The organism is Mesorhizobium sp. W067, assembly GCF_054719525.1.
Window position 1 is genome coordinate 3,012,872 of the sequence record NZ_JBTTII010000001.1, and the last position, 23,238, is coordinate 3,036,109.

18 protein-coding genes are annotated in these 23,238 nt (G+C 60.0%); 8 read left to right on the forward strand and 10 right to left on the reverse strand.

Annotated features, from left to right (window positions below; all coding sequences use genetic code 11):
* Window positions 1-77: 77 nt before the first annotated feature.
* From ACYG97_RS14775 to ACYG97_RS14790, 4 genes are all read right to left on the reverse strand, one after another.
* A complete protein-coding gene (locus ACYG97_RS14775) occupies window positions 78-1,049 on the reverse strand; it encodes an amino acid ABC transporter permease (protein WP_023687785.1) in 972 nt (323 codons plus the stop codon).
* A gap of 19 nt (window positions 1,050-1,068) precedes the next feature.
* Window positions 1,069-2,349 carry an NAD(P)/FAD-dependent oxidoreductase gene (locus ACYG97_RS14780; RefSeq protein WP_023687784.1) on the reverse strand — a complete coding sequence of 427 codons (1,281 nt, stop codon included), beginning with the start codon at window positions 2,347-2,349 and terminating at the stop codon, window positions 1,069-1,071.
* A gap of 144 nt (window positions 2,350-2,493) precedes the next feature.
* Complete coding sequence (locus ACYG97_RS14785) at window positions 2,494-3,321, reverse strand: transporter substrate-binding domain-containing protein (protein ID WP_023691453.1); 828 nt, start codon at window positions 3,319-3,321, stop codon at window positions 2,494-2,496.
* Between the two features lie 298 nt (window positions 3,322-3,619).
* The gene (locus ACYG97_RS14790) at window positions 3,620-4,822 is read right to left on the reverse strand and encodes an MFS transporter (RefSeq protein ID WP_023714681.1); all 1,203 of its coding nucleotides are present in this window, start codon (window positions 4,820-4,822) and stop codon (window positions 3,620-3,622) included.
* 176 nt (window positions 4,823-4,998) lie between these two features.
* Between ACYG97_RS14790 and ACYG97_RS14795 the strand changes: the two genes are divergently transcribed.
* The 4 genes from ACYG97_RS14795 to ACYG97_RS14810 all read left to right on the forward strand — a co-directional run bounded on the left by ACYG97_RS14795 (window position 4,999) and on the right by ACYG97_RS14810 (window position 8,171).
* Window positions 4,999-5,910, forward strand: coding sequence for a LysR family transcriptional regulator (locus ACYG97_RS14795; RefSeq protein ID WP_023691455.1), 912 nt, complete (start codon window positions 4,999-5,001; stop codon window positions 5,908-5,910).
* Between the two features lie 290 nt (window positions 5,911-6,200).
* Complete coding sequence (locus ACYG97_RS14800) at window positions 6,201-6,404, forward strand: hypothetical protein (RefSeq protein WP_023667962.1); 204 nt, start codon at window positions 6,201-6,203, stop codon at window positions 6,402-6,404.
* Window positions 6,405-6,628: 224 nt separating this feature from the next.
* Window positions 6,629-6,883: a hypothetical protein gene (locus ACYG97_RS14805; RefSeq protein WP_023699977.1), complete on the forward strand. Its 255-nt coding sequence runs from the start codon at window positions 6,629-6,631 to the stop codon at window positions 6,881-6,883.
* A gap of 313 nt (window positions 6,884-7,196) precedes the next feature.
* On the forward strand, window positions 7,197-8,171 hold the full coding sequence (locus ACYG97_RS14810; protein ID WP_023681079.1) for a L,D-transpeptidase family protein: 975 nt from the start codon (window positions 7,197-7,199) through the stop codon (window positions 8,169-8,171).
* 88 nt (window positions 8,172-8,259) lie between these two features.
* Here the strand turns inward: ACYG97_RS14810 and ACYG97_RS14815 are convergent, their stop codons facing one another.
* From ACYG97_RS14815 to ACYG97_RS14835, 5 genes are all read right to left on the reverse strand, one after another.
* Window positions 8,260-10,230, reverse strand: a complete 1,971-nt coding sequence (locus ACYG97_RS14815; protein WP_198029690.1) for a CHASE2 domain-containing protein — start codon at window positions 10,228-10,230, stop codon at window positions 8,260-8,262.
* A 90-nt stretch (window positions 10,231-10,320) separates the two neighbouring features.
* The gene (locus ACYG97_RS14820) at window positions 10,321-11,145 is read right to left on the reverse strand and encodes a FecR family protein (protein WP_023691460.1); all 825 of its coding nucleotides are present in this window, start codon (window positions 11,143-11,145) and stop codon (window positions 10,321-10,323) included.
* Window positions 11,142-12,434 carry a tetratricopeptide repeat protein gene (locus ACYG97_RS14825; RefSeq protein ID WP_156937170.1) on the reverse strand — a complete coding sequence of 431 codons (1,293 nt, stop codon included), beginning with the start codon at window positions 12,432-12,434 and terminating at the stop codon, window positions 11,142-11,144. The genes ACYG97_RS14820 and ACYG97_RS14825 overlap by 4 nt, the downstream gene beginning before the upstream one ends.
* A gap of 462 nt (window positions 12,435-12,896) precedes the next feature.
* Complete coding sequence (locus ACYG97_RS14830; RefSeq protein ID WP_023733226.1) at window positions 12,897-14,084, reverse strand: magnesium transporter; 1,188 nt, start codon at window positions 14,082-14,084, stop codon at window positions 12,897-12,899.
* 499 nt (window positions 14,085-14,583) lie between these two features.
* Window positions 14,584-15,300: a pentapeptide repeat-containing protein gene (locus ACYG97_RS14835; protein WP_023681073.1), complete on the reverse strand. Its 717-nt coding sequence runs from the start codon at window positions 15,298-15,300 to the stop codon at window positions 14,584-14,586.
* Window positions 15,301-16,383: 1,083 nt separating this feature from the next.
* Here ACYG97_RS14835 and ACYG97_RS14840 point away from each other — a divergent pair.
* Genes ACYG97_RS14840 through ACYG97_RS14855 form a run of 4 tightly spaced genes read left to right on the forward strand, consistent with a single transcriptional unit; the run spans window position 16,384 to window position 21,966 of the window.
* Window positions 16,384-17,832 (forward strand): TolC family protein, encoded by a 1,449-nt coding sequence (locus tag ACYG97_RS14840; protein ID WP_023681072.1) that lies wholly within the window; start codon window positions 16,384-16,386, stop codon window positions 17,830-17,832.
* A gap of 37 nt (window positions 17,833-17,869) precedes the next feature.
* Entirely contained in the window at window positions 17,870-20,002 is a 2,133-nt protein-coding gene (locus ACYG97_RS14845; RefSeq protein ID WP_023733227.1) for a type I secretion system permease/ATPase, read from the forward strand.
* A 43-nt stretch (window positions 20,003-20,045) separates the two neighbouring features.
* Complete coding sequence (locus ACYG97_RS14850) at window positions 20,046-21,335, forward strand: HlyD family type I secretion periplasmic adaptor subunit (RefSeq protein WP_023691466.1); 1,290 nt, start codon at window positions 20,046-20,048, stop codon at window positions 21,333-21,335.
* Window positions 21,325-21,966, forward strand: coding sequence for a ribbon-helix-helix domain-containing protein (locus tag ACYG97_RS14855; protein ID WP_023681069.1), 642 nt, complete (start codon window positions 21,325-21,327; stop codon window positions 21,964-21,966). The genes ACYG97_RS14850 and ACYG97_RS14855 overlap by 11 nt, the downstream gene beginning before the upstream one ends.
* A gap of 84 nt (window positions 21,967-22,050) precedes the next feature.
* On the opposite strand, the gene ACYG97_RS14860 is transcribed toward ACYG97_RS14855, so the two are convergent.
* Complete coding sequence (locus ACYG97_RS14860) at window positions 22,051-22,995, reverse strand: transglutaminase-like cysteine peptidase (RefSeq protein WP_023733228.1); 945 nt, start codon at window positions 22,993-22,995, stop codon at window positions 22,051-22,053.
* Window positions 22,996-23,238: the final 243 nt, after the last annotated feature.

The window sequence follows — 23,238 nt, forward strand, 5'->3', positions numbered from 1 at the left end:
TACAATCTGCAGCTGCTCTCCGAAGCTGGCTGTTGCGGTGCTGTGCAACTCGCTTTGGCGAAGATCACGGATGACGATCAGCGCTTGAGTGAGCGCCCGAACCGGTCCTCGATCCGCGACTGAAGGAACTCGAGCCCCATCGAGAGCAGCCAATAGATCATCGAGGCGGTGATGAGCATCTCGATGTGGCGGAACTCGGTCTGGCCCTGCGTGCGTGCGAGATACATGATCTCCCAGACCCCGACCACCGAGACCAGCGAAGAATCCTTCAGCATCGCAATGAACTGGTTGCCGGTCGGCGGCACGATGACGCGCATCGCCTGCGGCAGGATGACCAGGAACATCGTCTGGTTAGCGCTAAGGCCGAGTGCCGTAGCACCCTCGGTCTGGCCGCGCGAGATGCTTTCGATGCCGGCCCGGAAGATCTCGGTCATGTACGCGCCGTAGCAGAGCGACAGCGCCATGATGCCAGCCGGCACGGCGCCGATCACGTAGCCAATCTGCGGCAGGCCGAGATAGATGATGTAGATCTGCATCAGCAACGGCAAGCCACGAAACAGAGAGGTATAGAAGGTCGCCAAGCCATAGACCACGCCGTTGCGGGAAAGTTTGGCGATGGCGCCAACGAAGGCGATGAGGGTGGCGATGGCGATCGAAATGGCCGAAATGTAGAGGGTCGTCACCACACCCTTCGAGACGAGGAAGCCGATCTTCTTGGCGATGAACGCGAAGGACAGGTCGAAGGAATAGAAAAACAACATTAGCAACACGAACAGCTCTATCCAAACTGCCACAATCTGCTGTTTGCGGCTGAGATACCGCAGCGCGTTCCAGTTCGCCACCAAGATCAATGCGATCAGCACCGCCGAGACCGCCCGCCCGACGTCCGGGTTGGCGGCGAGCCACTCGACCGACCCCGGAACGAGCTTGCCGAGCCAACTGGCTTTGATGCCGAGCCCATACAGGCCGGCGGCGATGGCGGCGAGCACGAAGAACACGCCAACGCGGCGCGCCGCGTCCGGGTGGTTGAGCAATAGTCGGCCGATCACGTCTTCGATCTCCCTGCGGTCAGCGGGCCCGCTCGCGCCACCAATCCTGCGCCTGCAGCTTCCAGTAGGTGAGTTGCGCAACCGCAAGTCCAGCCGGGCCGCCCGCCCAGGCAAGGCCGAATGGTGCAAACAGCCGGTAACGGTCCGATTGTCCCAGTATGGCTTCGGCGATCAACTTGCCGGCGATCGCCGTGGTGTTGATGCCATGGCCACCAAAAGCCGTGAGGTACCAGACGCCCGGCTGCAACGGGCCTATCTGGGGCATCATGTGCCGGGCATAAGACATGAGCCCGGACCAGGCGAGTTCGGTCTTGAGGTGTTCGAGCTGCGGATAAGTGGTGACCATCTCACGGCGCAATTGCCTCGCCAACACGCCCGATGAGGCTGCCCGGGTGGTGATGCGCCCTCCCCAGAGCAGCCGCCTGCCGCCTTCGACAACACGGTAATAATCGCCTGCGCGACGGTTATCGCCGACGGCGTCGGTCGTCGTAATCGCCTTGGCGATGAGGTCAGGCGCCTCCTCGCTCACCATAACGTAAGTGGCGATAGGCAGGAATGCCCGCTGCAGCCGGCCGACCAGTGGGCCCGTATATCCGCCGGTGGCAACTACGGCCTGGCGGGCGCGCACTTCGCCGCTGTCGGTACGCAAGATCTTTTCGGCGCCGTCAAGGTTGGCTTCAACGGCAGCCGTTCTCTCGTATATCCTGCCGCCCAGCCGCTCGATCTCGCCAGCAACGGCGCGCAGATAGTTAAGCGGATGCATGTGGAAGGCGCTGGGATCGCGCAGGCCTTGGTGGTAGCGATCCGAATGCAGCACCGCTCGCACCTGGTCGCGATCGAGATAGTCGAGCCGGTAGTCGAAATCCCGCGCCAGTTGCTCGGCATATGCCTTGAGCACGGCGCCGCCATCGTGGCGAAGCACGCTCAATATACCGGAGCGCGGCTCTGCCGCCTTGACGTCGAGATCGCGGATCGTCTGCCGCACGAAGTCGACGCCTTCGATGGACAGGCGGTGCAGTTTTTGTGCCGCGTCGACGCCGGCCATCGCGGCGATGTTGTCGGTGCCGGTGGCGAAACCGGGATTAACGAAGCCGCCATTGCGACCGGAAGCGCCGAATCCTATCCGCTGCGCCTCAAGCACGACGACCTGCTGGCCGGCGCGAGCCAGCTGCAACGCCGTCGTCAGGCCGGCCAGTCCGCCGCCGACAACGACTGTCTCGCACTCGGAAACGCCGCTCAGCGGCGGTCTGATGGTGTTGTCGGCAAGCGTGCGTCGGTAATATGTGTCAGGACATGTCATGATCAATATGATGAGGTGGCGGCACTAGAGCATTTTGCAGGCAGGCGGAGCCGCCCGGTGTCGTGGAAATGCGGCTGAAACAAAACAGATGGAGCGGGATGTTCAATTGAATGCACCCCGCTCAAGCTTTATCCACGATGCCTCTCAGTCAGAGCTGTAATCCTTGCCGTACCACTTGGTGGTCAGTTTCGCGAGGGTACCGTCCTTCTTCATCTCGTCGAGAATGCCGCCGATCTTGGCATTCCACTCGGCATCACCTTTTTCCGCGATCACCACCAGTGGCTCACGGAAGGCATAGCCGCCTTCCAGGACACGCAACGGGTAGCCGTTCTTTATCGCGTTCTGAGCCGTCTGTTCTGGTGCGATGACCGCGTTGAGGCGCACGCCGTCGCCGAGCCTCAAATCGTCGAACGGCAGCATTGAGTCAGCGAAAGTCCTGATCTCACCGGGCTCCAGCTTGTATTCGATGGGCGGCAGGCCGGGAGCATCGATCTCGAGTTGTCTACGGATGAAATCCTCCGACGTGGTGGCGGTCTCGACGCCGATGATCTTGCCGTTCAGGTCGGCGACCGATTTGGCCGGGCTGTCCTTGTGAACCACGTAAACGTAGGGGCTATAATAATAGATGCCTTCGAAATCGATCACCTTGGCGCGCGCTTTGGTCGGCGTCACCGAGCCGACACCCAGATCGTAACGTCCCTGCCAATGGCCGCCCGTCATCGTCGCCCAGTCCGGCGTATCGAAACTGACCTCGACACCGAGGCGCCTTGCGATCTCTTTCGAGACATCTATGTCGAAGCCGACCAACTGATTGCTGTCGTCGAGGAAACTCTGCGGCGGCCAACCGCTGTTTGTGGCGACCACCATTGCCTTCTTCGAGGTAACCCGGTTGATGGTTTCACCCGCCGAGGCCGCAGACGCGAACGCGAGCGTGGTAGTGGCCAAGGCCAGCCACGCGATCAATTTCCTCACTTGAACCTCCCTCTTCATCGTCATTAGACATATGCTTCCCAGAGCGCGCTCCCGTAGAGAAACAGCAATTGAGAGCGCGGCATGAGATCGATCTCATATCAGCACACATATCGACGAGGGGATCAAGTCCTTTTTCAAGTAGCCAGTTGTCCTCCGGGGGCGCAAAGCATCGGCACCCGCACGGTGCGGCGGAACCCGCGTTTGATGTGATGCGCGTGACTTTCAAGACAGAGGAAACGAAGATCTACTTCAACCTATCACATCATTGCCAGATGGGCGGCACAGGATGGCTTGCTGTCTACGAGTTTCCGATGTTCCGGTTAAGCATGGGTGCGCGGCACACCGGCAGCAGCACCAGCAGGATGATGGCGGAGTCGACCCAGAGGACCCTGTTCACGCCCATCGTGTCGACGATCTGACTGGTCGCTAGGGTACCCACGGAGATGGCAAGATTGAAAGTGAAGCAGTAGATGGCCGTCGCGGTCTCCGCGCTTTCTGGTGCTGCACTCAGCACCCACGTCTGCAGCGTGATGGGCGCCGCGCCATACGCGAAGCCCCACACCAGCAGCAGGATGGTTCCTGTAAGCGGCGTGACCCCGAGCAACGGGAAGAGAGCCAGCGTGGCGCCGAGCCCAATGACGATGCAGGCCAATGTGCGACCGACGGATTTGGCGGCCCAGACGCCTGCGACGGCGTTGCCAATCATTCCGAGAATGCCATACCCCAACAGTAACCAACCTATGCTCCCTGCAGTGACGCCCGAGACCTCCAGCAACACCGGGCTCACGAAAGTGTAGGCACCGTAGTGGGCAGCCACCAGCAGTGCGGTCGCAACCACGCCCGACAGGAGGGCGGGATTGCGCAATTGCGCACGCAGGGCTTTCACCTCCACAGGCTGCGCCGCCTCCAGCTTCGGAAGCACAAGCAGGGCGGCGAGCAGTATGGCAAAGCTCAGGCCGGCGAGAGACCAGAACGCGCCGCGCCAGCCGACTAGATCACCGATGATCGTGCCGGCCGGCACGCCCAGCACCGCAGCGGCACTTACACCGCCGAAGACAATAGTCATGGCGCGCGGCACGGACGGTCCAGGAACAAGGCGTACTGCGATGCTTCCGGCTATCGCCCAAAAGCCACCGATGGTGATCCCGACGAGCAGCCTGGACGCGAGCAGAACGGGAAAGTTCGTTGCGAGCGCTGAAATCACGCTCGCCGCAGCCATTACCGCGAGCAGGCCCGCCATCAGAATACGCCGGTCGAGCCTCCCCACTGCCAACGGCAAACCGATAGAAGCGAACGCCGCAATTACGCCGGGTATCGTCACCGTGAGACCGCCACTCCCAATAGAGACATTCAACTCGGAAGAAATTGCCGGAATCAGCCCCACAGGGAGTTGCTCCGCAGTGATCATCGAAAAAATACCCAGCGATACAGTGAGCACGGAGAGCCACATGCGAAAAGTGGCTCCCTGTTTCTCCCGAAGGGCTGCTTTGGTCAGAGACATGATCACCTCCAGCCCGCGAGAAGGCACTCGACGCCAACGTTTCGGGCAAACGTTAGAGAGACGGATCGGGCAATTGATCCCGGCCTGGTTTCAGATAATCTGTCCACTGCGGATTGATAATCGAGGGAGATATGGATGGTGAATTCACGAAACGTGAATGAAAGAGGTGATTGCAGTTGGACCGGCTGACCAGCATGACCGTGTTTGCCAACGTCGTCGGTGAAGGCAGCTTCGCTGGAGCGGCCAAGCGGATGCGACTATCGCCAGCGGCCGTGAGCAAACATGTCCAGATGCTGGAAGAGTGGCTTGGCGCACGCCTTCTCAACCGGACGACCCGGCGCATAAGCCTGACAGAGCTCGGCGCCTCCGTCTACGAGCGCAGTCTGCGCATAATCGAGGATGTCGAGGAAGTTCGTACGAGCGCGGCCGAGAGCAAGACACGTCCCACCGGCTCACTGCGTGTCAGCGCGCCGATCTCCTTCGGCGCGATGCACCTTGGGAGAGTCGTTGCAGAATATCTCGCGGTCTACCCGGAGGTGTCGGTTGAGTTGGTGTTGGACGACCGTGTGGTTGACATCGTGGAAGAGGGCCTGGATGTCGCGGTACGCATCGCTCCACTCACGGTTTCCAATCTGGTTGCTCGCCGAATCGCGCCTTCACGCGAGGTGGTCTGCGCTTCGCGCGATTATCTGGACAGACGCGGGCGTCCCACAAAGCCGTCGGATCTCCACGACCATGATTGTCTGGACTACGCGTTGCGCGCCAGCCGCGGAAAATGGCGGTTCGACGGACCAAAGGGGGAAGTGGCGGTAAAAATCACTGCACGGATGACGGCAACGAACGGGCAGCTCCTGCGCGATGCGGCGCTGGGTGGAGCAGGCATAGTACTTTGCCCCACTTTCCTTGTTGGAGAAGCCATTCGTTCGGGCCAACTGGAGACAGTGATGCCCCAGTTCAAGCCGGTAAGCCGGTCGATCTACGCGATGTACCCGTCAAGAAGGCATCTTTCCGCCAAAGTTCAAAGCTTCGTGACGCTTCTCGCCGCCCACTTTGGTGAGAACCCACCTTGGGACAACTTTGGACCATGACGACTGGAATGTTGAGCCCAGAGGCCGCGCGCACTTGCACGGCCTTACTGTGCATGGGACCAGCACCCAGGGCCAAGGGGCGGTGCATATCGAGCCGTCCAGCACCTTTTCGAGACTGAAGCATCCGCTATTTGCCGACGGTCATTCGCTGAGGCTCAATCCACCGCCCATGCTAAGCGCCGCCACAGCGCAAGTTGTAGCATCTGCGGTGTCTCTGGTTCTCTGCGGCCACCGGCGGAACGGGTTGTAAGCAGGCGCGTTCCTCCAGCGTCAAGCTTGGAGAACATACCATGGATGACGAGCTGCGCCTGAAGTTACAAGAGCTGAGCCAAAGCATGCAAACGCGAGCGGCCGAACTTTCGACGCTCGGCGGCAGCGCAGACATAAGTACGGTGATGTCGGGGATCGCCGTCGCTCTGGAGGCGCTACTGGTGATTGCCGAAGAGATGAAAACGCCACGTTCCGGCCCTTCGGTCCTGCCCGACGCTACATGAACATCTCCGATCGTTTGGGAGAGGCTCCAGAGCGAGAGCGCCTACCGCTCACCAGCAAATCGCTCGCCGAGGAACTGGCTTTAATCCACATTCTGGGTTGGAGAGTGGAGAGCGCAATCTACTCGGTGGAGTACTCCAGGTGGGGTGAGCGTCGGCAGAAATGGATTTTGCACTCGACGATGCCTTTTGGGTAATCGGGGACGGCCTTAGGACGGAGGACCACGATGGCTTGGATGGCCGCAATTTGCCCGATTACAGATGAGCAGGCGCTCGTTAATTCGGAGACAGTTGGTGACATCCGGGAGTTTCGCTGTCCGAGTTGCGGCGACTTCAAAATCACGAACTCGGCCACCGCGATGTTCAAAGGCCTATCGGCAGAACAGAAGTTGGAGCGCTTCGAATACGCTAGAGCAATCGCGGGCGACAACGCGATCACAGTGACGACGGAACATGGATCTATCGATACCGAAGATCAATAGAATACCCGCCCGATAAGCCGGTTCCCAGCGCATCTCCTCACTTGCTGCCCTGAGACCATTTGACTGCCGGTCCAGGTAGTGGGCAGTTTGAAAGTAGAAGCTCACGTCAACATGGCCAGACCATTTTTACACTGCCGATCTGCGCGGCCAGCAACGCCTCTCGTGAGGGGCAAGGCATGGGCATCAAACGTCTCGGACCGGTCGGCAGCGTAAGGCTGGTTGCCTATGATCCCCTACCGGCGAATGGAACCAGATCTGCCACAGCGCGTCATAGAAGCAGATCAGGTGCGATTTAACGTAAGGAGTGAAATCGATGATCAGGCTCCTTCTCCTCCTCGCCATTGCACTCGCCTTCGCATGCGGCGGGACGGAGGCGGCCAAGCTGGACCTAGCCGCGGTAAATCAGGCGCAATTCTCCGCCGGCGATCCGAAAGGGCTCGATCCTGCCGTGCTGAAGGCGCAAATTTTTTTGGATCGTGCGCGCTTCTCACCGGGGCTCATCGACGGCCGCCTTGGAGAGAACTTCGCCAAGGCGGTCAAGGCCTTCCAGGCGTCGAACGGACTGGCGCCAGATGGCAAGCTCACCCAAGCGACTTGGGACAAGCTGATGGCAACCTCCACCAGCCCAGCTCTGGTCACCTATGAACTGACCCGCAAAGATGTACGCGGCCCCTTCACCAAACGCATTCCGGGGCGCATGGAGAGGATGGCTCGCCTGAGAAGGCTTGGCTATCACGACTCGATCGAGAAGCTGGCGGAGCGCTTCCATGTGAGCGAACCATTGCTCAGGAGGCTAAACCCAGGCACCGGATTCAGGAAAGCTGGAACCACGCTGCTGGTACCAGATGTTGGCCGGGGTGAACCTCCCGCCACCATTGCCGGCGTGGAAGTCGACAAAGGCGCTCATCAGGTGCGCGTGCTCGACCCCTCCAATAAAGCGCTTGCCGTCTACCCTGCCTCGATCGGGAGCGACGAGAAGCCGGCACCAAGTGGGCAGGCAGAGATCCAAAGGGTGGTGCACAACCCGACCTATCACTACGATCCCGATTTTGCATTCAAGGGAGTCAAAACCAAGCGGCCCTTCACCATTGCTGCCGGCCCTAACAATCCCGTGGGATCAGTCTGGATCGACCTCTCCATCGAAAGCTACGGCATTCACGGCACGCCCGAACCCGGCAAGATCGGGAAGACCTTCTCTCACGGCTGCATCAGGCTCACGAACTGGGATGCCGAGGACCTCGCCTCGATGGTCCAAAAACATATGAAGGTGACTTTCAAGGACGAGTGACGCAAGCCGTCGCATCCCTCGATGGTCGCCGAAACAAGATGTCCGTCTGTGCCCGTGACAATTGCATCTTGCGATCCGCTGGATCCGATCAGCGGATGCTCCGGGTTCGGGGTGTCAGGTCAAGCGGCGCCATTTGCACGGATGGCGGCGAACCAACCACCATGGCGGGGGCGCCAGATTGCTCACCACGTTGGCTCTCTACTTCGCGGCTCATACCTTGTTGAGCAGCTTGCATCTCCGGAACGGTGAAAACCGGCACCTCGCCCTTGAAACCCTGGAGCTCAAAGGCGCCCGCCTGGACGACCGGCATCGATGCTGCTGCCGCAAAGCCGGGTCCAAGCACCAGGGGGATGCCCAGCTTCTTGGTCGTCGATTCGAGCCGTGCCGCGCGGTTCACGGGGGAGCCGATCGCGGTGTAATCGAAGCGCCGTTCGGAGCCGAAATTGCCTACCGAGCAGATGCCGGTCTCGATGGCGACGCCGATTTCGATGGATCGATGGCCATCCGCGGTGAAGGCGGCGTCTTCGCGCCTCACCCGCTCGATAAGGGCAAGGCCCGCGTCCAGCGCACGCTCACGATGATCGGGTTGATCTAGCGGTGCGTTCCAGAAGGCCAGTACCGCATCGCCCATGAACTTGTCGATGGTGCCGTCGCGCTTGAGGATCTCATCGGTCGCAATGCCGAGGAAATGGTTGACCACCTTGGCGATCTCTTGGGTGTCGAGCTGTTCGCTCATGGTCGTGAAGCCACGTATGTCGCTGATCAAAATGGTGATCTCGCGCTTCTCGCCGGACAGGATTGCCTCGGTGTCCGAGCTTGCGAGGCGCTGCACCACGGAGGGCGACAGATATTGGGAGAACTGTCGCGTCAGGGTGGACCGGCGCTGCTCGCTGCGCCTGTAGAGGACATAGCCTTCGAAGCCCGCAACCATGATGGTTGCAAGCGCCGGCTGCAGCGGGTCATAGAGTGCACCCTGCAGGCTGTACTCGAGAGCGCCGAACACGAACGGCGTGACGGCCAGCAGCGCCAGGGAGAGGGCGCCAAGCACGACACGCCCGGCGAGCACTCCGGAAACCCCGATGAAAACGACGGCACTGAGGAGAAACCAGAGCCGCTCGAGCATACGCGCGTGCGCTGGCTCTGCCAGGAAGCGCCCGGCAAGCATCTGGCCGATCGCATCGGCGTGGATCTCCGCTCCTGGTCGCGCTGGACTCGTCGGCGTGGGCAGGTACTGCGTCAGGCCCACAGCCGACAGGTCGACAATGGCGATGGCGTCCCGCAGCCGCGGATCGCCATGGCCCGAAAGGATAGTGCTGGCAGACAGGCGAGGCGTGTCCGTGGCGGTTTCCCAGAGGCGGATGCTCCCCTCCGGCTCGAGCGGCACAATGGCGCCTGCCATCCTGAGTGCGTCGAACCCGGCTGCATTCATCCGGGCTGTGTAACCGTCCTGTCCAGCGTAAAGGCGCAGGAGCTCGAGTGCGAAAGACGGCCACAGCTGCGCGCGTTGAGGGGTATTGCGAAGCCAGAGCAGCGGCACATGGCGCAGTACGCCGTCGGGATCGGGCAAGGTGCGAATCACGCCGAGGCCTGCGGCGGCGTTCGAGAATTCGGCAAGCGAGCCGGTAAGACCGGTGAAGCCGGGAAGTGTATCGGGCACTTGCCCGACGATCGACCAGCCGGCTTTGGGTTCTGCTTCTGATACCGTCGCTTCATTGCCCAGGCTGACGGCAAGCGCCGTTCGACTTTTGGACAGCGCCGCTGCCAGGCGCTTGTCTCCGGCGATGCCCTCAGGCGAGGTGTCAGCCTCGGGGAGTACCAGCGCAAGCCCGACCACCGCCGCACCGGATTGCGTGATGCCATCGACCAGATCGGCCAAGAGGCCACGGTTCCAGGGCCATCGCCCATGTGCCTTGAGGCTGGCGTCGTCTATCGAGACGATCACGACAGGATTGCTCGTCGCCTGACGTGGGGCGAGAAACTGATAGAAGTCGTACGTCCGCTCACGCAGGCGCGACAACGGCCCGTCAAAAGCCAAATGGCAAGCGAGCAGCAGGAGCACGACCAAAAGGCCGGATATTTTGCGCCTGCCGGCTTGCCGCCAATCAGCCCAGCGCCTACCGACCGAGTGGCTCATCTCGTGCAGCCAGGCCTAATCGCAGTTGTAGTAGTAGCAGCAACCCTCACCCTCACACTCGCCCCGCCGGCCCCCGCTGCCCGCAGGTGGCGTTGGGCTGTCAGGGAATTCCATGACCACTCCTGGCAGTGCGCCGTCCCTGGACCCGCAGACTTTGAGCGAGGAGCCTAGAGCCGACGCACAAATTGCGCTTACGTCCAACCCAGGACCCGGTGCGCCCGGCAGGCCGGTTCCCGCTATCCGGTCGATACTGTCCAAGATCGGGAAGGCGTCGATGCCGCCGTAGCCGGCCAGAAGCTTGCCATCGTCCGACGTGCAGGCGTAGCCCGGGTTCGTGATGACCAGCCGTTTGCCATTGATCGTGCAGGTCATGCGGCCGGCGCGCAATATGCCGACGGTCTGGCCGGCTGCCACCAGCACTTCGATGATGCCGCCTCTCGCTCCGAGCACCATGTGCGGCGTCGCAACCTGCATGACGCCCCCTTTCGAAACCTGGCCGCCATAAAAACGGGCCAGGCCGCTGTTCATCCCGATGTCGATCTTTCCCGACCCGGAGCCCGGATTGTAGACGAACTCATCGATCGTCAGGCTGGTGTTTGGACCAATTTTGGCGCTCGATTCATCCCGGAACACCAGCATTCCGAGACCGGTGGGATTGCTGCGCAACTGGTCGCCGAGTTCGACGCCGGCGCCAACGTTCATCGTCCCGCCGTTATTGCGGACGATGATGGTCTGATAGGCCGTCATCGACCCGACCGTCTCAGCAGCGGATGGTGCCGCGAAGGCGAGGCAGGCGACAAAAATGACGATCTGAAGATACCTCATCGCGGCCTCTTTCAATTGAGCGTCAACGTATAGCTCATGAGCATTTCGAACGATTTTCGGTCGCGGTTGGCGAGGGCGAAGTTGGTTTTGCGGTAGGCGAGATCGACGCTGATCTTCTGCGCTTCCGTCAGCTGAAAATCGCTTTCCGAGGCAATGCGCCAGAAGTCGCTCTTGATATTTGTGCCGATGCCGACGGACAGATCGGGAGTGTCGCTGTGGCCGGCCGATAAGGCGATCTGGTGCGACCATGCGAAAAGATCCGGTACCTTCATCAACAGGCCGCCATAGCGGACCTCGCCCGTATAGCTGCGGCTGATTTCGCCCGATCCGGAAGCGAAGTCATTCGAGCCGACAAAGCGCAAGCCGAGCGCCTGGCCATTGCGGAAGCGGTAGCTGCCGCCTGCCTCATAGAAGACCCTGCTATCGGCGAAAATGCCTTGCGAGGCGCTTAGATCGATGTAGCCGCCACCGGCGAAGAGCGTCGTCTCGACCGTCGGGCGAACGACGAAACGTCCACTGAGGCCGATACCGGTTTCGTAAATATCGCTGTCGAAACGATCCGTAACGGTGAACGCGGAAAGCAGCAGGCGCAGCGAATCGATCCCGCTGTTGGGCAGTCCCTTGTCCCAGGTAATTGCTGCGTTGCCGTGAATAAAAGTCTTCTCGCCACCCGGAACCGACAGGTCTTCCGTGAAGAGACGCTCTGTCGCGGTCAACGACCCCGAAAGAACGAGCGCGTCGGCACTTGGCGTGCCGAGGTCCCACCGCACAAAACCTTCCGCCTGCCCGTAAGGCGAGACGAAGCTGTCGTCGTCCTGCGCCCCGCCTGGCTCAAAATCGGTGAATGCGCTGAATACCCCGCCGGTCAGGGCGAGTTCCCAGGTGACGCCACGCAACGCGCGCTCGATGTGGGCGAGCAGGCGAACAGCTTCCTGTTGCTCACTTGCGGTCAGACCTCCGACTTCGATGCCGTACTGCACCTGCCGCCGGGCCAATTCATAGGACCCTACATGATAATACAACCGGCTGGCCGCAAGCCGGGCGCGCGCATCGCGCGGGTATTGGATCAGATACTGCTCGATCGAGGAGATCGCCTGATCGTATTGCCCAGCATTGACCGCAACCGTGACGAATTGGGCGAGCGTTCCATTGTCGGCCGGACTGGCGATGCGGGCCGCAAACGCATCGTCATAGGCCCCAAAAAGACCTTGTGCGCCGGCCGGCAACACGCCGGCACAAAGCAGCGCTGCGGCGACGCCGAAGATCGTTCGAAACGAAGATTGCATGCCGAGAACCCACCCCAAACCCGACTAGTGCGAGAGATTTAGCACGACCGCAAGAAAAAGGCGACTGAACGGTCGCCGGACTTATGCGAGTCCTCAGCAGCTGTTGCAGCTGCGCAACAAGATATCGGGTTTATTCCTATTTCGGCTGCGCTGATTGTCAAAAACTCTTCTCGACATTGCTGCACGTGATTGAAGTATTTGGCCCAAGGCTTAACAAACTCAAATCTCATCAGTAGTGGATCGCCCAGCCGAGAAGATTAATATTGGGTGGGCGATTCTGCGTATCTGGTCACCATGCTTCAAGGTGACCCACGGCTTCTCCAAAGGCCTTCCGTCGCGTTTCGCAAGGGGCCGGAGAGCTGCCGAAAGGTGTTCTCACGACGCGTGTGCGATTCGGCCTGGGTCTTGCAATTTCTTTAAACGCGACGAGGTCAGCTTGTTGCCTCCGACTCCAGGGGACGGGTCAGCGGACGCAGCTTGCTAGAGCACGAGCATGGTTGCCAGCCCCAGCATCAGGCCCATGCCTACAATATCGGTCACGGTGGTGAGGAAGATCGCCGAGGCGACCGCCGGATCGGCGCCTACCCGGCGCAGGCTCAACGGGATCAGCACGCCGGAGATGCCGGACATGAGGCACGATCCGGACATGGCAAGCAGGATCACAAGTGCCAGCATCGGCGCCTGCGCCGCCGACGCCGGTTGCATCGAGGCATAGAACCACATCGCCGCAGCCGCAACAACGCCGACGAGCGCGCCGTTGGCGGCCGCGAGCGCGCCCTCTCTCATCACCAAGTGCAGCTTCGGTCGTTTGTCCACATCCCCCAGGGCAAGGCCACGCAGCGTCATAGCCAGTGCCTGGCAGCCGGTGTTTCCGCTCTGCCCGGCCAAGACTGGGAGAAACGCCGCCAGAGCGACGATCTTCTCGATCGTGCCTGTGAACGAACTGACCACGAATGCGGCCATGAAGGCCGTCAGGAGATTCAACTGCAGCCACGGATGACGCTTCAGGAAGGCTGAAAACAGCGGCGTAAAAGAGCGCTCCTCCTTCTGGAGGCCTACCATCTGTCCAGACTGGGCGGAAATCTCGATGATTTGCTGCTCGAACAATCGCCAGCCGCGAACCTGCCCGAGCAGCCGGTTCTCCGCATCCACCACCGGATAGACAGGATAGTGACGCCGTACCGCCGCCTTGCATGCGTTACTCAAAGAGAGACCGACATCAAGAGCGAACGGCCTGGGCAGCATGATGTGATCGACAATCGCGTCGGGTTCGCTCAGCATCAGATCGCGCAGGACCGCCAGGCCAACCAGTTTATTGCCCTTGTCCGTGACGTAGAGATAAGTGAGCTCGGTCGGCACCAGGGCGCCTCTGACAGCTTCCACCGCGGCAGCAACCGTCGTCCCGACAGGAACGCTGGCGGGGATCGGGTCCATCACCTCGACGAGCGACTCGGGGATCGCGAAACCCATGTCACCATCATGAGAGCTGATGGGCCGCATATGCAGTGGCAAATGCTCGGCCACCTTACGGGCGTGCCCGTCAGGCAACAGCTTTAGTGTGTCGCGGATGAACTCGGGAGACTCTCTAGCGAGCAATTCAGCTGCGTCATCAGGTGCTCGAGCACGCAGCGTGCGCACCAACTTCTGAACGCCGGTCTCTTCGTTCATATGATATGGCCCCCCAATTGAAAGTGAAAAAGTTGTGAAGTGTCGGATCGCACCGGGGCGGAAATACGACAGTTCTTCCGGCCCAGCAGTCCGCCTTGTGGTTCTCGCAAGCGCCGCCTGCACGCTCCTAGCTTGAGAAGGCAAAGCAGACGTCTACATTTTGGGCGTGCCCTCGTCAGGTCAGCATGCGAGTGTCCGCGCTATTTCCCTCGCTTTTCAACCTTTAGATTTGGGAGGTCGGGTCGCTTGGATACCACACCGGCCTCCTTCAAGGCGGTGTATCCAACCTTTTTGAGGAGCTTCTCTGTTTTGGCGCGCTCCTTGTCCAGAGCGGTATCACCTTTGACCTTGGGCATCCGTCCTCTATTTGGCCGTTGTCGTCCGCCGGTAAATGAGATTGCCGGAAATGTCCCGCAGTGTCGTGCTTTGACCCGCGGCCGAGGACTGATTGAGGCGCTTTGCCGCCCGGCAGCCTTTGGGCGGGAAGCGGACGGGCGGGCTATTCCTGCTGGAATTGACAGGGCCAATTTTCTGGCCTCGTCATGCCAGAAGGCAACTCGGTCCGGGCGTCCCCGCAAGCCATGTTGAGCTGCCACTGGGACAGACCCGCCGAATTGGATAGATCGAGGCCCTCGATACGGGTCAGAAAGAAAAAAGCGCCCTCAAAGTCTATCGGTGCGGTGAACTTCGCTCCTCGGAAGTCCGCCCGCGCGAGATTGGCAAACGAAAAGTGGCTGCCGCTGATATCGGCGTCATGGAACTGCGCACGCCCCAATTCCGCCTTTGTGAAATCAACATTGACCAGATTGGCGTTCTGGAAATTCGAGCGCTGCACTTCCGCGCCCGTAAACACAGCGCCCTGCGCGTCCATCTGGCTGAAGTCGGTCCTGTACGCCTCGATTTTGTCGAACCGGGCGCCTTTGGCGGTCGAGCCGGCCAGGGAAGCGCGCACAAGCGTTGCCTTCTCAAAATTTGCCGCAAGGAGATTGCTGTTCCTGAGGTCGGTCGAAGTGAAATCAACACCGAACAGGTTTGCCCCGCTCAGGTCCTGTCCTTCCAGGATGAGAAGCTTTTTGTCACACTCCTGCCAATTGACGCCAGGCGTCGCGGCTGCGTAGCAATCTTGAGCGGCGGTGGCGTTTTGCCAAGCCAATACAGTGCAAACCGCCAGACCCAAGCCGGATCCGCCGTAAGCTCTGGTTCGTCTCAAAGTCATTGTTGCTGGACCCCTCTGCTACTCGTCGACAATCAGCCTTACCACATCTGCTGACACTCGAGCCACGGTAACGACCACCGTCACAGTTGCGCATCAACGATCCGCCGATAGCCAGCAGCAGCTTGCGAAATTATCGAGAGGTGGGGAAAGGCTTTGACGGTAGAGTGAGTCGAGGCGCCGGACCAGGACGGGCTCACTTGCCTCGAAGTTCAGCCTGTTGGAATGGCGCGGAGGAACGAGTAGTGGTATCTAGCGAGCCGGCGGCCTTGATGTTTGACCGCTCGTCCTGCAACTCTCGTATGTCGTCCCGCAAAGTGGTGGCGCAACCGACCACTTCGTTCCGCATTGTTTAAACAGCGTATGACTCAATTACAGTCAAATTTTTTTCTGAGCTGCGAAAAGGCGGACACTAACCGTCAAAAAAAAGTTGCGCTTTTGATTTTAACGGGAAATCGCCGCAAGAAATATTTTGAGGTTTCACCAGCTATGGGATCAATCGAGCGATTTTTGGACCTTGCGGCATTCGATGGCCTACCGAACCGCCTCAAAAAGTACCGTCACCTCTTCGGTTGACCCAGTCGTTGATCGGCCGTCATACGAGCCCTATGCTGGCACGCTGGCCAGTGAAGCAGTCGTCGGCGTTTATTCGCCGGCTCAGGGATTTATGCCCACGCTTCAGGTCGAAGAAAGGCAGGGGTGTCCGTTCCAGGCTTCTTGGCAAGCGGGCTAAGATTATCCTGCCGATTGTAGCTGCCAACCAAGATGTTGTCGGTCACCTCGCTGAAAAGTACACCCAGAAATAGTCAAGCCATCAGGAGCAAATAGGTCATAAGGTGGCCTTGCGGTCCTCCTTCCCGGAGCGGTTTCGCTCGCCTGTTCAAACTCGGACGGCTGTTACCCAAAAACCGCAGTGGGTATTTTATGTGCCATTTTTGCGACATTCTATAGAATTTTGCTTGAATTCAGCGTTTTAGCGGTCACTAAATCAATAAGTGCTCCCATATTTTGCAAATTTGTGAACAATCACGGTTGAGTTGTAACGCCTGGCAATAATGGCGCAGGGGAACGTTGGGGTGGGGTGAAATGAATACGACATCTATGTCGGCGATAGGCAAGCGCCTCGGCCTGCTGACGACGGTCGCCATATTGAGTTGTGGGAATGCTCACGCGCTCACTCTCCAGGAGGCGATGGCAGTTGCGGTGGAGTCCAATCCCGAAATTGGCCAAGCGATCGAAAACCGCGAAGCAATCGAATTCGAGCTACGCCAAGCGAAGGGACTTTATCTTCCCAGCGTCGATGTCGAGGCGTCGGCGGGGGTTCGTCGTCTCGACAATTCCTCCCGGCGTTCGCTGTCCATAGAGGATGACGCGCTCTATCCGGCGGAAGCCGATGTCGTTGTCACGCAGACGCTTTATGACAGCGGCGCAAGGCGGGCGGAACTGAACCGTCAGGCGTCGCGGGTCGACGGCGCATCGTTCCGGGTGCTGGAACGGTCTGAATTCATTGGACTGTCTGTCGTCCAGGACTATCTCGAATACATGCTGCAGGCTTCGATCGTTTCAGAAGCGAAGAAGAATCTTGGCTTTCACCAGGCAATCCTCGGCGACATCCGGCAAGGTATTGCAGGCGGGGCGTTGAACGAGGCTGATCGCCAGCAGGCCGAGGAGCGGCTGTTCGCTGCCAAGGCACGTATGCAGGAGGCGACCGAAGAACTGGAGGCTTCCAAGATACGGTTCTTCAAGACGGTCGGTAAGCCGCTGACCAACGCGTCAAGGCCAGGCGATGTCTCGAGCGCGCTGCCAAGGTCGCTCGACGACGCGCTAGGGCTGGCGCGACAGAACAATCCGCGCGTCCACATGGCCAACAGCGATATCGACGCCGCCGCCTCCCTGGTGGATGCGGCGCGGGCGAAATTCGGGCCCTCCGTCATCGCCGAAGGCCGCGCCCGCGGCGGCTATGACATCGACGGCGACGATGGCGACGCTAGCGACCTGCAGGCGCGGCTGGTGCTGCGCTGGAACCTCTATCGCGGCGGCATCGACAAAGCCAACGAGCAAGAGCAGGTCCGCCGCACCAGCGAGCAGCGCCTTGTGCTGCACCAGGTTCTGCGCGAGATCGAGGAAGCCGTCCGTACGTCATGGGATCGCCGCTTCCGGCAGGCCGATCTGGCAAAGACATTGAAGCTTCAGGCTGCCGCCAACGAAAGGCTGGTGGCGTCCTATCGCGAGCAGTTCAAGGTCGGACAGCGCTCGCTGCTCGACGTGCTCGACGCGCAGAACACGCGGTTCAACACAGCTACGCTTGCCGACACCGCATCCTACGCGTCGCTTTTCGCGCAGTACCGGCTGCTGGCGGCAACCGGGCAGTTGCTGAAGACCATGAATCTTCAGCCGGCAAAACAGGCCACCGCCTATGCCAAGGCCGAGTTCAATGCGCCTGAAACGGCCGACACCGAAACGTATGCGCGCACGCCGTCGGAGCAGACGAACGATCTGCCTTTCGACATCCTCGCACCGGTAAGAAAGAAGTAGGAAGGTCAAGGACGAACGATAGTCCTGCGGGCCGATCGTGAACCCACAACCCAAAATCCTCTCCCCAAAAGAGGCGTTCAAGGCCTGCTTCTCCGCTGTTGCCGGGTACCTCGGCAGGCCGAGTTCCGAGACCGTGCTGTTTGCCGGCGTGCCGCTGTCAGACACCCGCATCGATATCGACGCCATCCGGCATCTTGCCGAACGCATCGGTCTTGAAATCACGGAATTCAGCCATCGCGACTTTCTTCGCGGACGCATCGACCTTCCCGCCATTCTGTTTCGCGTCAGCCAGTTGCCGGTTGCGCTGCTTGCCCAGACCGAGGACGGTGGATTTACGACCGCTCCCCAGGAAGACGGGCGCACGACAATTAGCAAATCCGAGTTTTCCGGAAGTTATATTAGTGGCGGCGTTTCCTTCTCGATAACCTATGCCAACGCAGTAGAGGCGATGAGCGTCGGTTCGGCGGCCAAGATCGAGCGGCGACATTGGCTGACCGGCACGATGGGGCCGTTCTGGCGCACCTATTCGAAGGTCATCCTGTCGGCGGTATTCATCAATCTGCTGGCTCTTGCCTCACCGATCTTCACGATGAACGTCTACGACAGGATCTTGCCGAACAAGGCGATATCGACTCTCTGGGTGCTGTCGATCGGGATCGGCGCGGTCATTCTGTTCGACCTGCTCTTGAAGACCGCCAGAGCGTCACTGATCGACTATGCCGGGCGCAAGGCCGATCTTCGCATCTCCTATATGCTTTTCGAGAAGGTGCTGAACTCGTCCTTGTCGGCAAGGCCCGGCTCAACCGGCGAATATGCAAATCGGGTGACCCAGTACGAGTTCGTGCGCGAGTTTTTCACGTCGAACACCATCAGCGTCTTCATCGACACAGCCTTCGTCTTCGTCTTTCTTCTTGTCATCTATGCGATAGGCGGTTGGCTGGTCGTCATACCGGCCATTGCCTTTGTCGCCTCGGTGATCGTCGGGCTGATCACGCAACGGCGCATCGGCAAACGCGTTGCCGCTTCCATGAACGAGGCTTCGCAGCGCCAGGCCCTGCTGGTGGAATCCATCTCCACGCTGGAAACGATCAAATCGCTGCGGGCAGAGGCGTACCTTCTGCGAAAATGGGCGGAGCATTCCAAGAACGCATCCAACACGTCCGAGAAGATCAAACAGCTTTCGGCTGCCGCCGGCAACATAACCCAAGCCATCCAGCAGATGGTCACCGTCGCTTTGATCGTGGCCGGCGCCTATGCCTTTTCGGAAGGGCATGTCTCGACCGGCGCCATCATCGGCACCGTCATGCTGGCGGGCCGGGCGGTGGCCCCGCTTGGGCAGATTGCGATCACCTTGTCCAGACTTCGCCAGGCGATGCTGTCCCTGCGAATGGTGAATTCGATCATGGCGCAGCCTGAGGATCGGCCGGACACGGTTGGTTTCGTCAACCGCCCCATTCGCAACGGTGCAATGGCATTCAGGAATGTCGGCTTTGTCTACCCGGGTTCCGAAAACGAAGTGCTGACCGGCCTGAATTTCTCGGTGAAGCCCGGTGAGCGGATTGGCATCATCGGCCGCATAGGCTCGGGAAAGACGACCATGGGGAGGCTGATCGGCAGGCTTTTCCTGCCGACCTCCGGCGAGCTGCTGCTGGACGGGATCGACATCCGCCAATACCACCCATCTGAGGTTCGCGCCGCGGTCGGGATCGTCGCGCAAGCCACCGATCTATTTTCCGGCACCATCAAGGAAAATCTCCTGATGGCGTGCCCGGAGGCGACCGATGAGCAGATCGTCGACGCGGCCAAGGCTGCCGGCGTCGACGACTTCGTCTCCCGCCATCCGCGAGGTTACGACATGAATGTCGGCGAGCGCGGCACCAATCTCTCGGGCGGTCAGAGGCAGACAATGGCAATTGCCCGCCTGTTGCTGACCAAACCGAAAATCGTGTTCCTGGACGAGCCGTCCGGCTCGATGGATCTGGCTTCCGAGCGCCAGCTGATCAAGCAGCTCAAAGTGGCTTTCGATCGCAACACGACCCTGATCGTTTCGACGCACCGCTTCAGCATGCTCGAGCTGGCCGACCGCCTCATTGTCATCGAGCAGGGCAAGATCGTTGCCGATGGACCGAAAGACCAAGTGATACAGGCGCTGCAGAAAACAAGCGCCTGACGAACAGACTTATGCGTGAATACAACACGTTGGGGCGTTGGAAATGCTAGCCAGGGAAGACCGTCCGCCGCTTTTTGCGTCGGCTTCGATATTCATTATCGGAGCGCTTTTTGCGAGTTCGGTAGCCTGGGCATCCTTCGCCGAGGTCGATGAAATCGCACGCGGCGACGGCAAGATCATACCGGCGTCGAAGACCCAGATCATCCAGGCCAGCGAGCCGGGCGTGGTTCAGGAAATCGCCGTGACGATCGGTCAGGTCGTCAAGAAGAATGACCTCATCATTCGTCTCGACAACACCTTCAACACTTCCAGCCTTGGCGAGCAGCAGGCCAAAGCTCGGGCGCTGCAGACGCGCATTGCACGGCTCCAATTCGAACAGACCGGCAGTCTCGAGGGCGCGTTTCCCTGCCCACCCGAGATCCAGAAGGTGGCGCCGGAAATCTGCGACAACGAGCAGAAGCTGCTGATCGCGCGGCGCGACAACTTCGAAGTCAAACTGTCGGTTCTCAAGTCGCGCCTCGATCAGCGTGAGAAGGAACTCGACGAAGCCAACGCCAATGCCGATCGCCTCACCAAGAACCTGGCCGTCAGCGACCAGGAGGCGAAGCTGGTCGAAGCGATGGTCAAGAAAGGCCTGATGGCGCGAACCGAGCAGCTCCGCGTCGAGCGCGAGCAGACCGAGCTCAATGGTCAGCTGACGCTTGCCGGAGAGACCATCAAGAAAGCCAGGTCTGCCATCACGGAAGCCAAGCTTCAGGTCGACGAACTTGGCCTCCAGCTGCAACAGGAAGCGCTCAGCGATCTGACGCAGGCGCTGGCCGATCTCTCGGTGGTGGACGAGACGATACGCGGTGCCACCGACAAGGTGGCGCGTACCGATATCCGTTCGCCTGTCGATGGTATCGTCAACACGCTTGACATCAACACGGTCGGCGCCTTCGTCCAGCCCGGCGCGGTCGTCGCGGGTATCGTGCCGACGTCCGAGACCCTGCTGGTCGAAGCCCGGGTCTCACCGCGGGACGTCGCCTTCATCCGGCCGGGCCAGGATGCCCTGATCAAGGTGACCGCCTATGACTTCTCGATTTTCGGCGGCATCGAAGGCAAGGTCTCGAACATCACTGCCGACAGCCTGGTCGACCAGAAGACCGGCGAACCCTATTATCAGGTCCGTGTCGCCACCGACAAATCGACGCTGACACGCGACGGCAAGACCTATTCGATCATCCCCGGCATGATCTGTTCGGTCGACATCAAGACCGGACGCAAAACGATTCTCACCTACCTTATGAAGCCGATCAACAAGGCGCGAGAGGAGGCAATGAGTGAGCGATAGCGCGGTCTCCCTTCCTGCCGATCGCGACCGGCTGCTGCCACCGCTGGCGGCAGAGGATTTCGGACTGGAGTTCCGGGTTGTGGCGCGTGGCGGCATGCGCCGCGGCATTCGTCTGGAACGGGCGTTCTGGACATCGCTGAAGCAGATGGCGGAAAGCCGCAAATGCACGATCGGCACACTGATCGAGGAAATTGCAGAGAGCCACGCCAACGCCGGAAACCTGACATCGGCAATTCGCGTAGCCTGCATGCGTGGATTGGCCGACCAAAACCTCACCTTGCAGAGGCTCGCGTCGATCAAGACCATCAGCGCCATTCTCGTGGCCTGTCCCTCGCCGGCCTTTGCCCTGGCATCGTCGAAGAAGATCCTGACCTTCAATGCGCCGTTCCAGCAACTGGTGCGGCGGCAATTGCCGGTGGCGCCGAACGAGGACGCGCGCCAGGATCTCAAGCTGGCGCTGGACCTCAATGTCGCCGACATATTCGCTAGGCTCGACGCCAATGGCGAGACGCCGGTCGCGACCGGTTTCGTCATAGGCGCCGGCGACCGCCGCTACCGCGGTCAACTGAGCGCGGTGCGGGCGCCGGTGGTCGAGCCGGAACTGCTGATGGCGTTCGTCTTCGGCGGCTAGAGCAATTCCGGGAAAGTGTGAGCGGTTTTCGTGGAAAATTGCGTCAAACAAGAGATAGAGCGCTCAAGACTCTCTGATGGGAGCTTACGGCTGCACACCTTCACCAGGCGCGACCGTCGAAAGGCCGCCCTTGATATCGGCTATTTGAGCAGAACCGGTCTTCGCGCCATGGATCCACGCGCGATCGGTGCTGAACGAATACAGCGGCACGTAGGTCGGCAGGTCTGTGTCGCGGGAAACTACATTGCTCAAACTGTCGAGAATGAAGACGCCGCTGCCGGTGCTGACCGACAGCACGGCGTGAAAGAAACCGCGCTTGCGGTCCTGCAAGACAACCAGCGACATGCTCTGAGCCGGGATGCCTGCATGCAGCAGCGCGGCCATCTTGAGGATGGCGAAATCCTCGCAATCGCCGGCCCGCCGCTCGAGGATTTCCGAGGGCTTGGCCCAGTAGTCGAGCTTGCCGTAAACCACGCTGTCCTTCTTGTAGGCGATGGCGCGATTTATACTTGAGTTGACGAAGGACAGCTTGTCGATGAAGCGCTTGTCCCGGGCCGCCTCGACGATCCCGGCAAAGGTGCTGTTCTTGCGCTCGCATGCACTGCCCGCGGTGCAGTCGACAATTGCCTTGTAGACAGGCGCCCAGCGCGCCGACACCGGGAAATTGCGCATCGACAGGGCAACCGAGCCGAACACGCCGGGAATGATCGCCGCCGTCTGGATCGGGTCGATCCCGGTGTCGTCCTGCGCGATCGAAGGGCCGCGCTTTTCATAAACGGCAACAGGACCATAGCTGCCGAAAATCATACCGATCCTGTAGGCCGAAACGGGCTGCCAGGGTTGCGGTCGAGCCAGCGAAACGCCGCCGAGACTTGGCGGGGTTTCGACCCTCGCCAGCATTGCTGCGACAGCGCGGTTATCCTCGGCAACGGCGCTTGCGGAGGATGGCTGCGGCAGGCTTGCAATGCCCATTGCCAGCAGGAGCAGCTTGAGCCCGGTTATCCCCGGGGCAGATTTTTCTTTTTTCATAACGCCCACCTTTGACTGCGGACGCTACCAATCTTGTCTCAAATTACTGGAAAGGAAGGTGGATAAGTTTCTCGCAAACAGTAACATCTATTTTGCGTAAAATTTTATTCAAATTTATACTTCTGCGTACCATCCCATCCCGATTGGAGGATATCAAACGGACAATGGGCCGGCCTATGTATATCAGGTTATATGTTCTGGATTTACCACGTGTAAAAAATGCCGAGACTGGCATATCAGAAT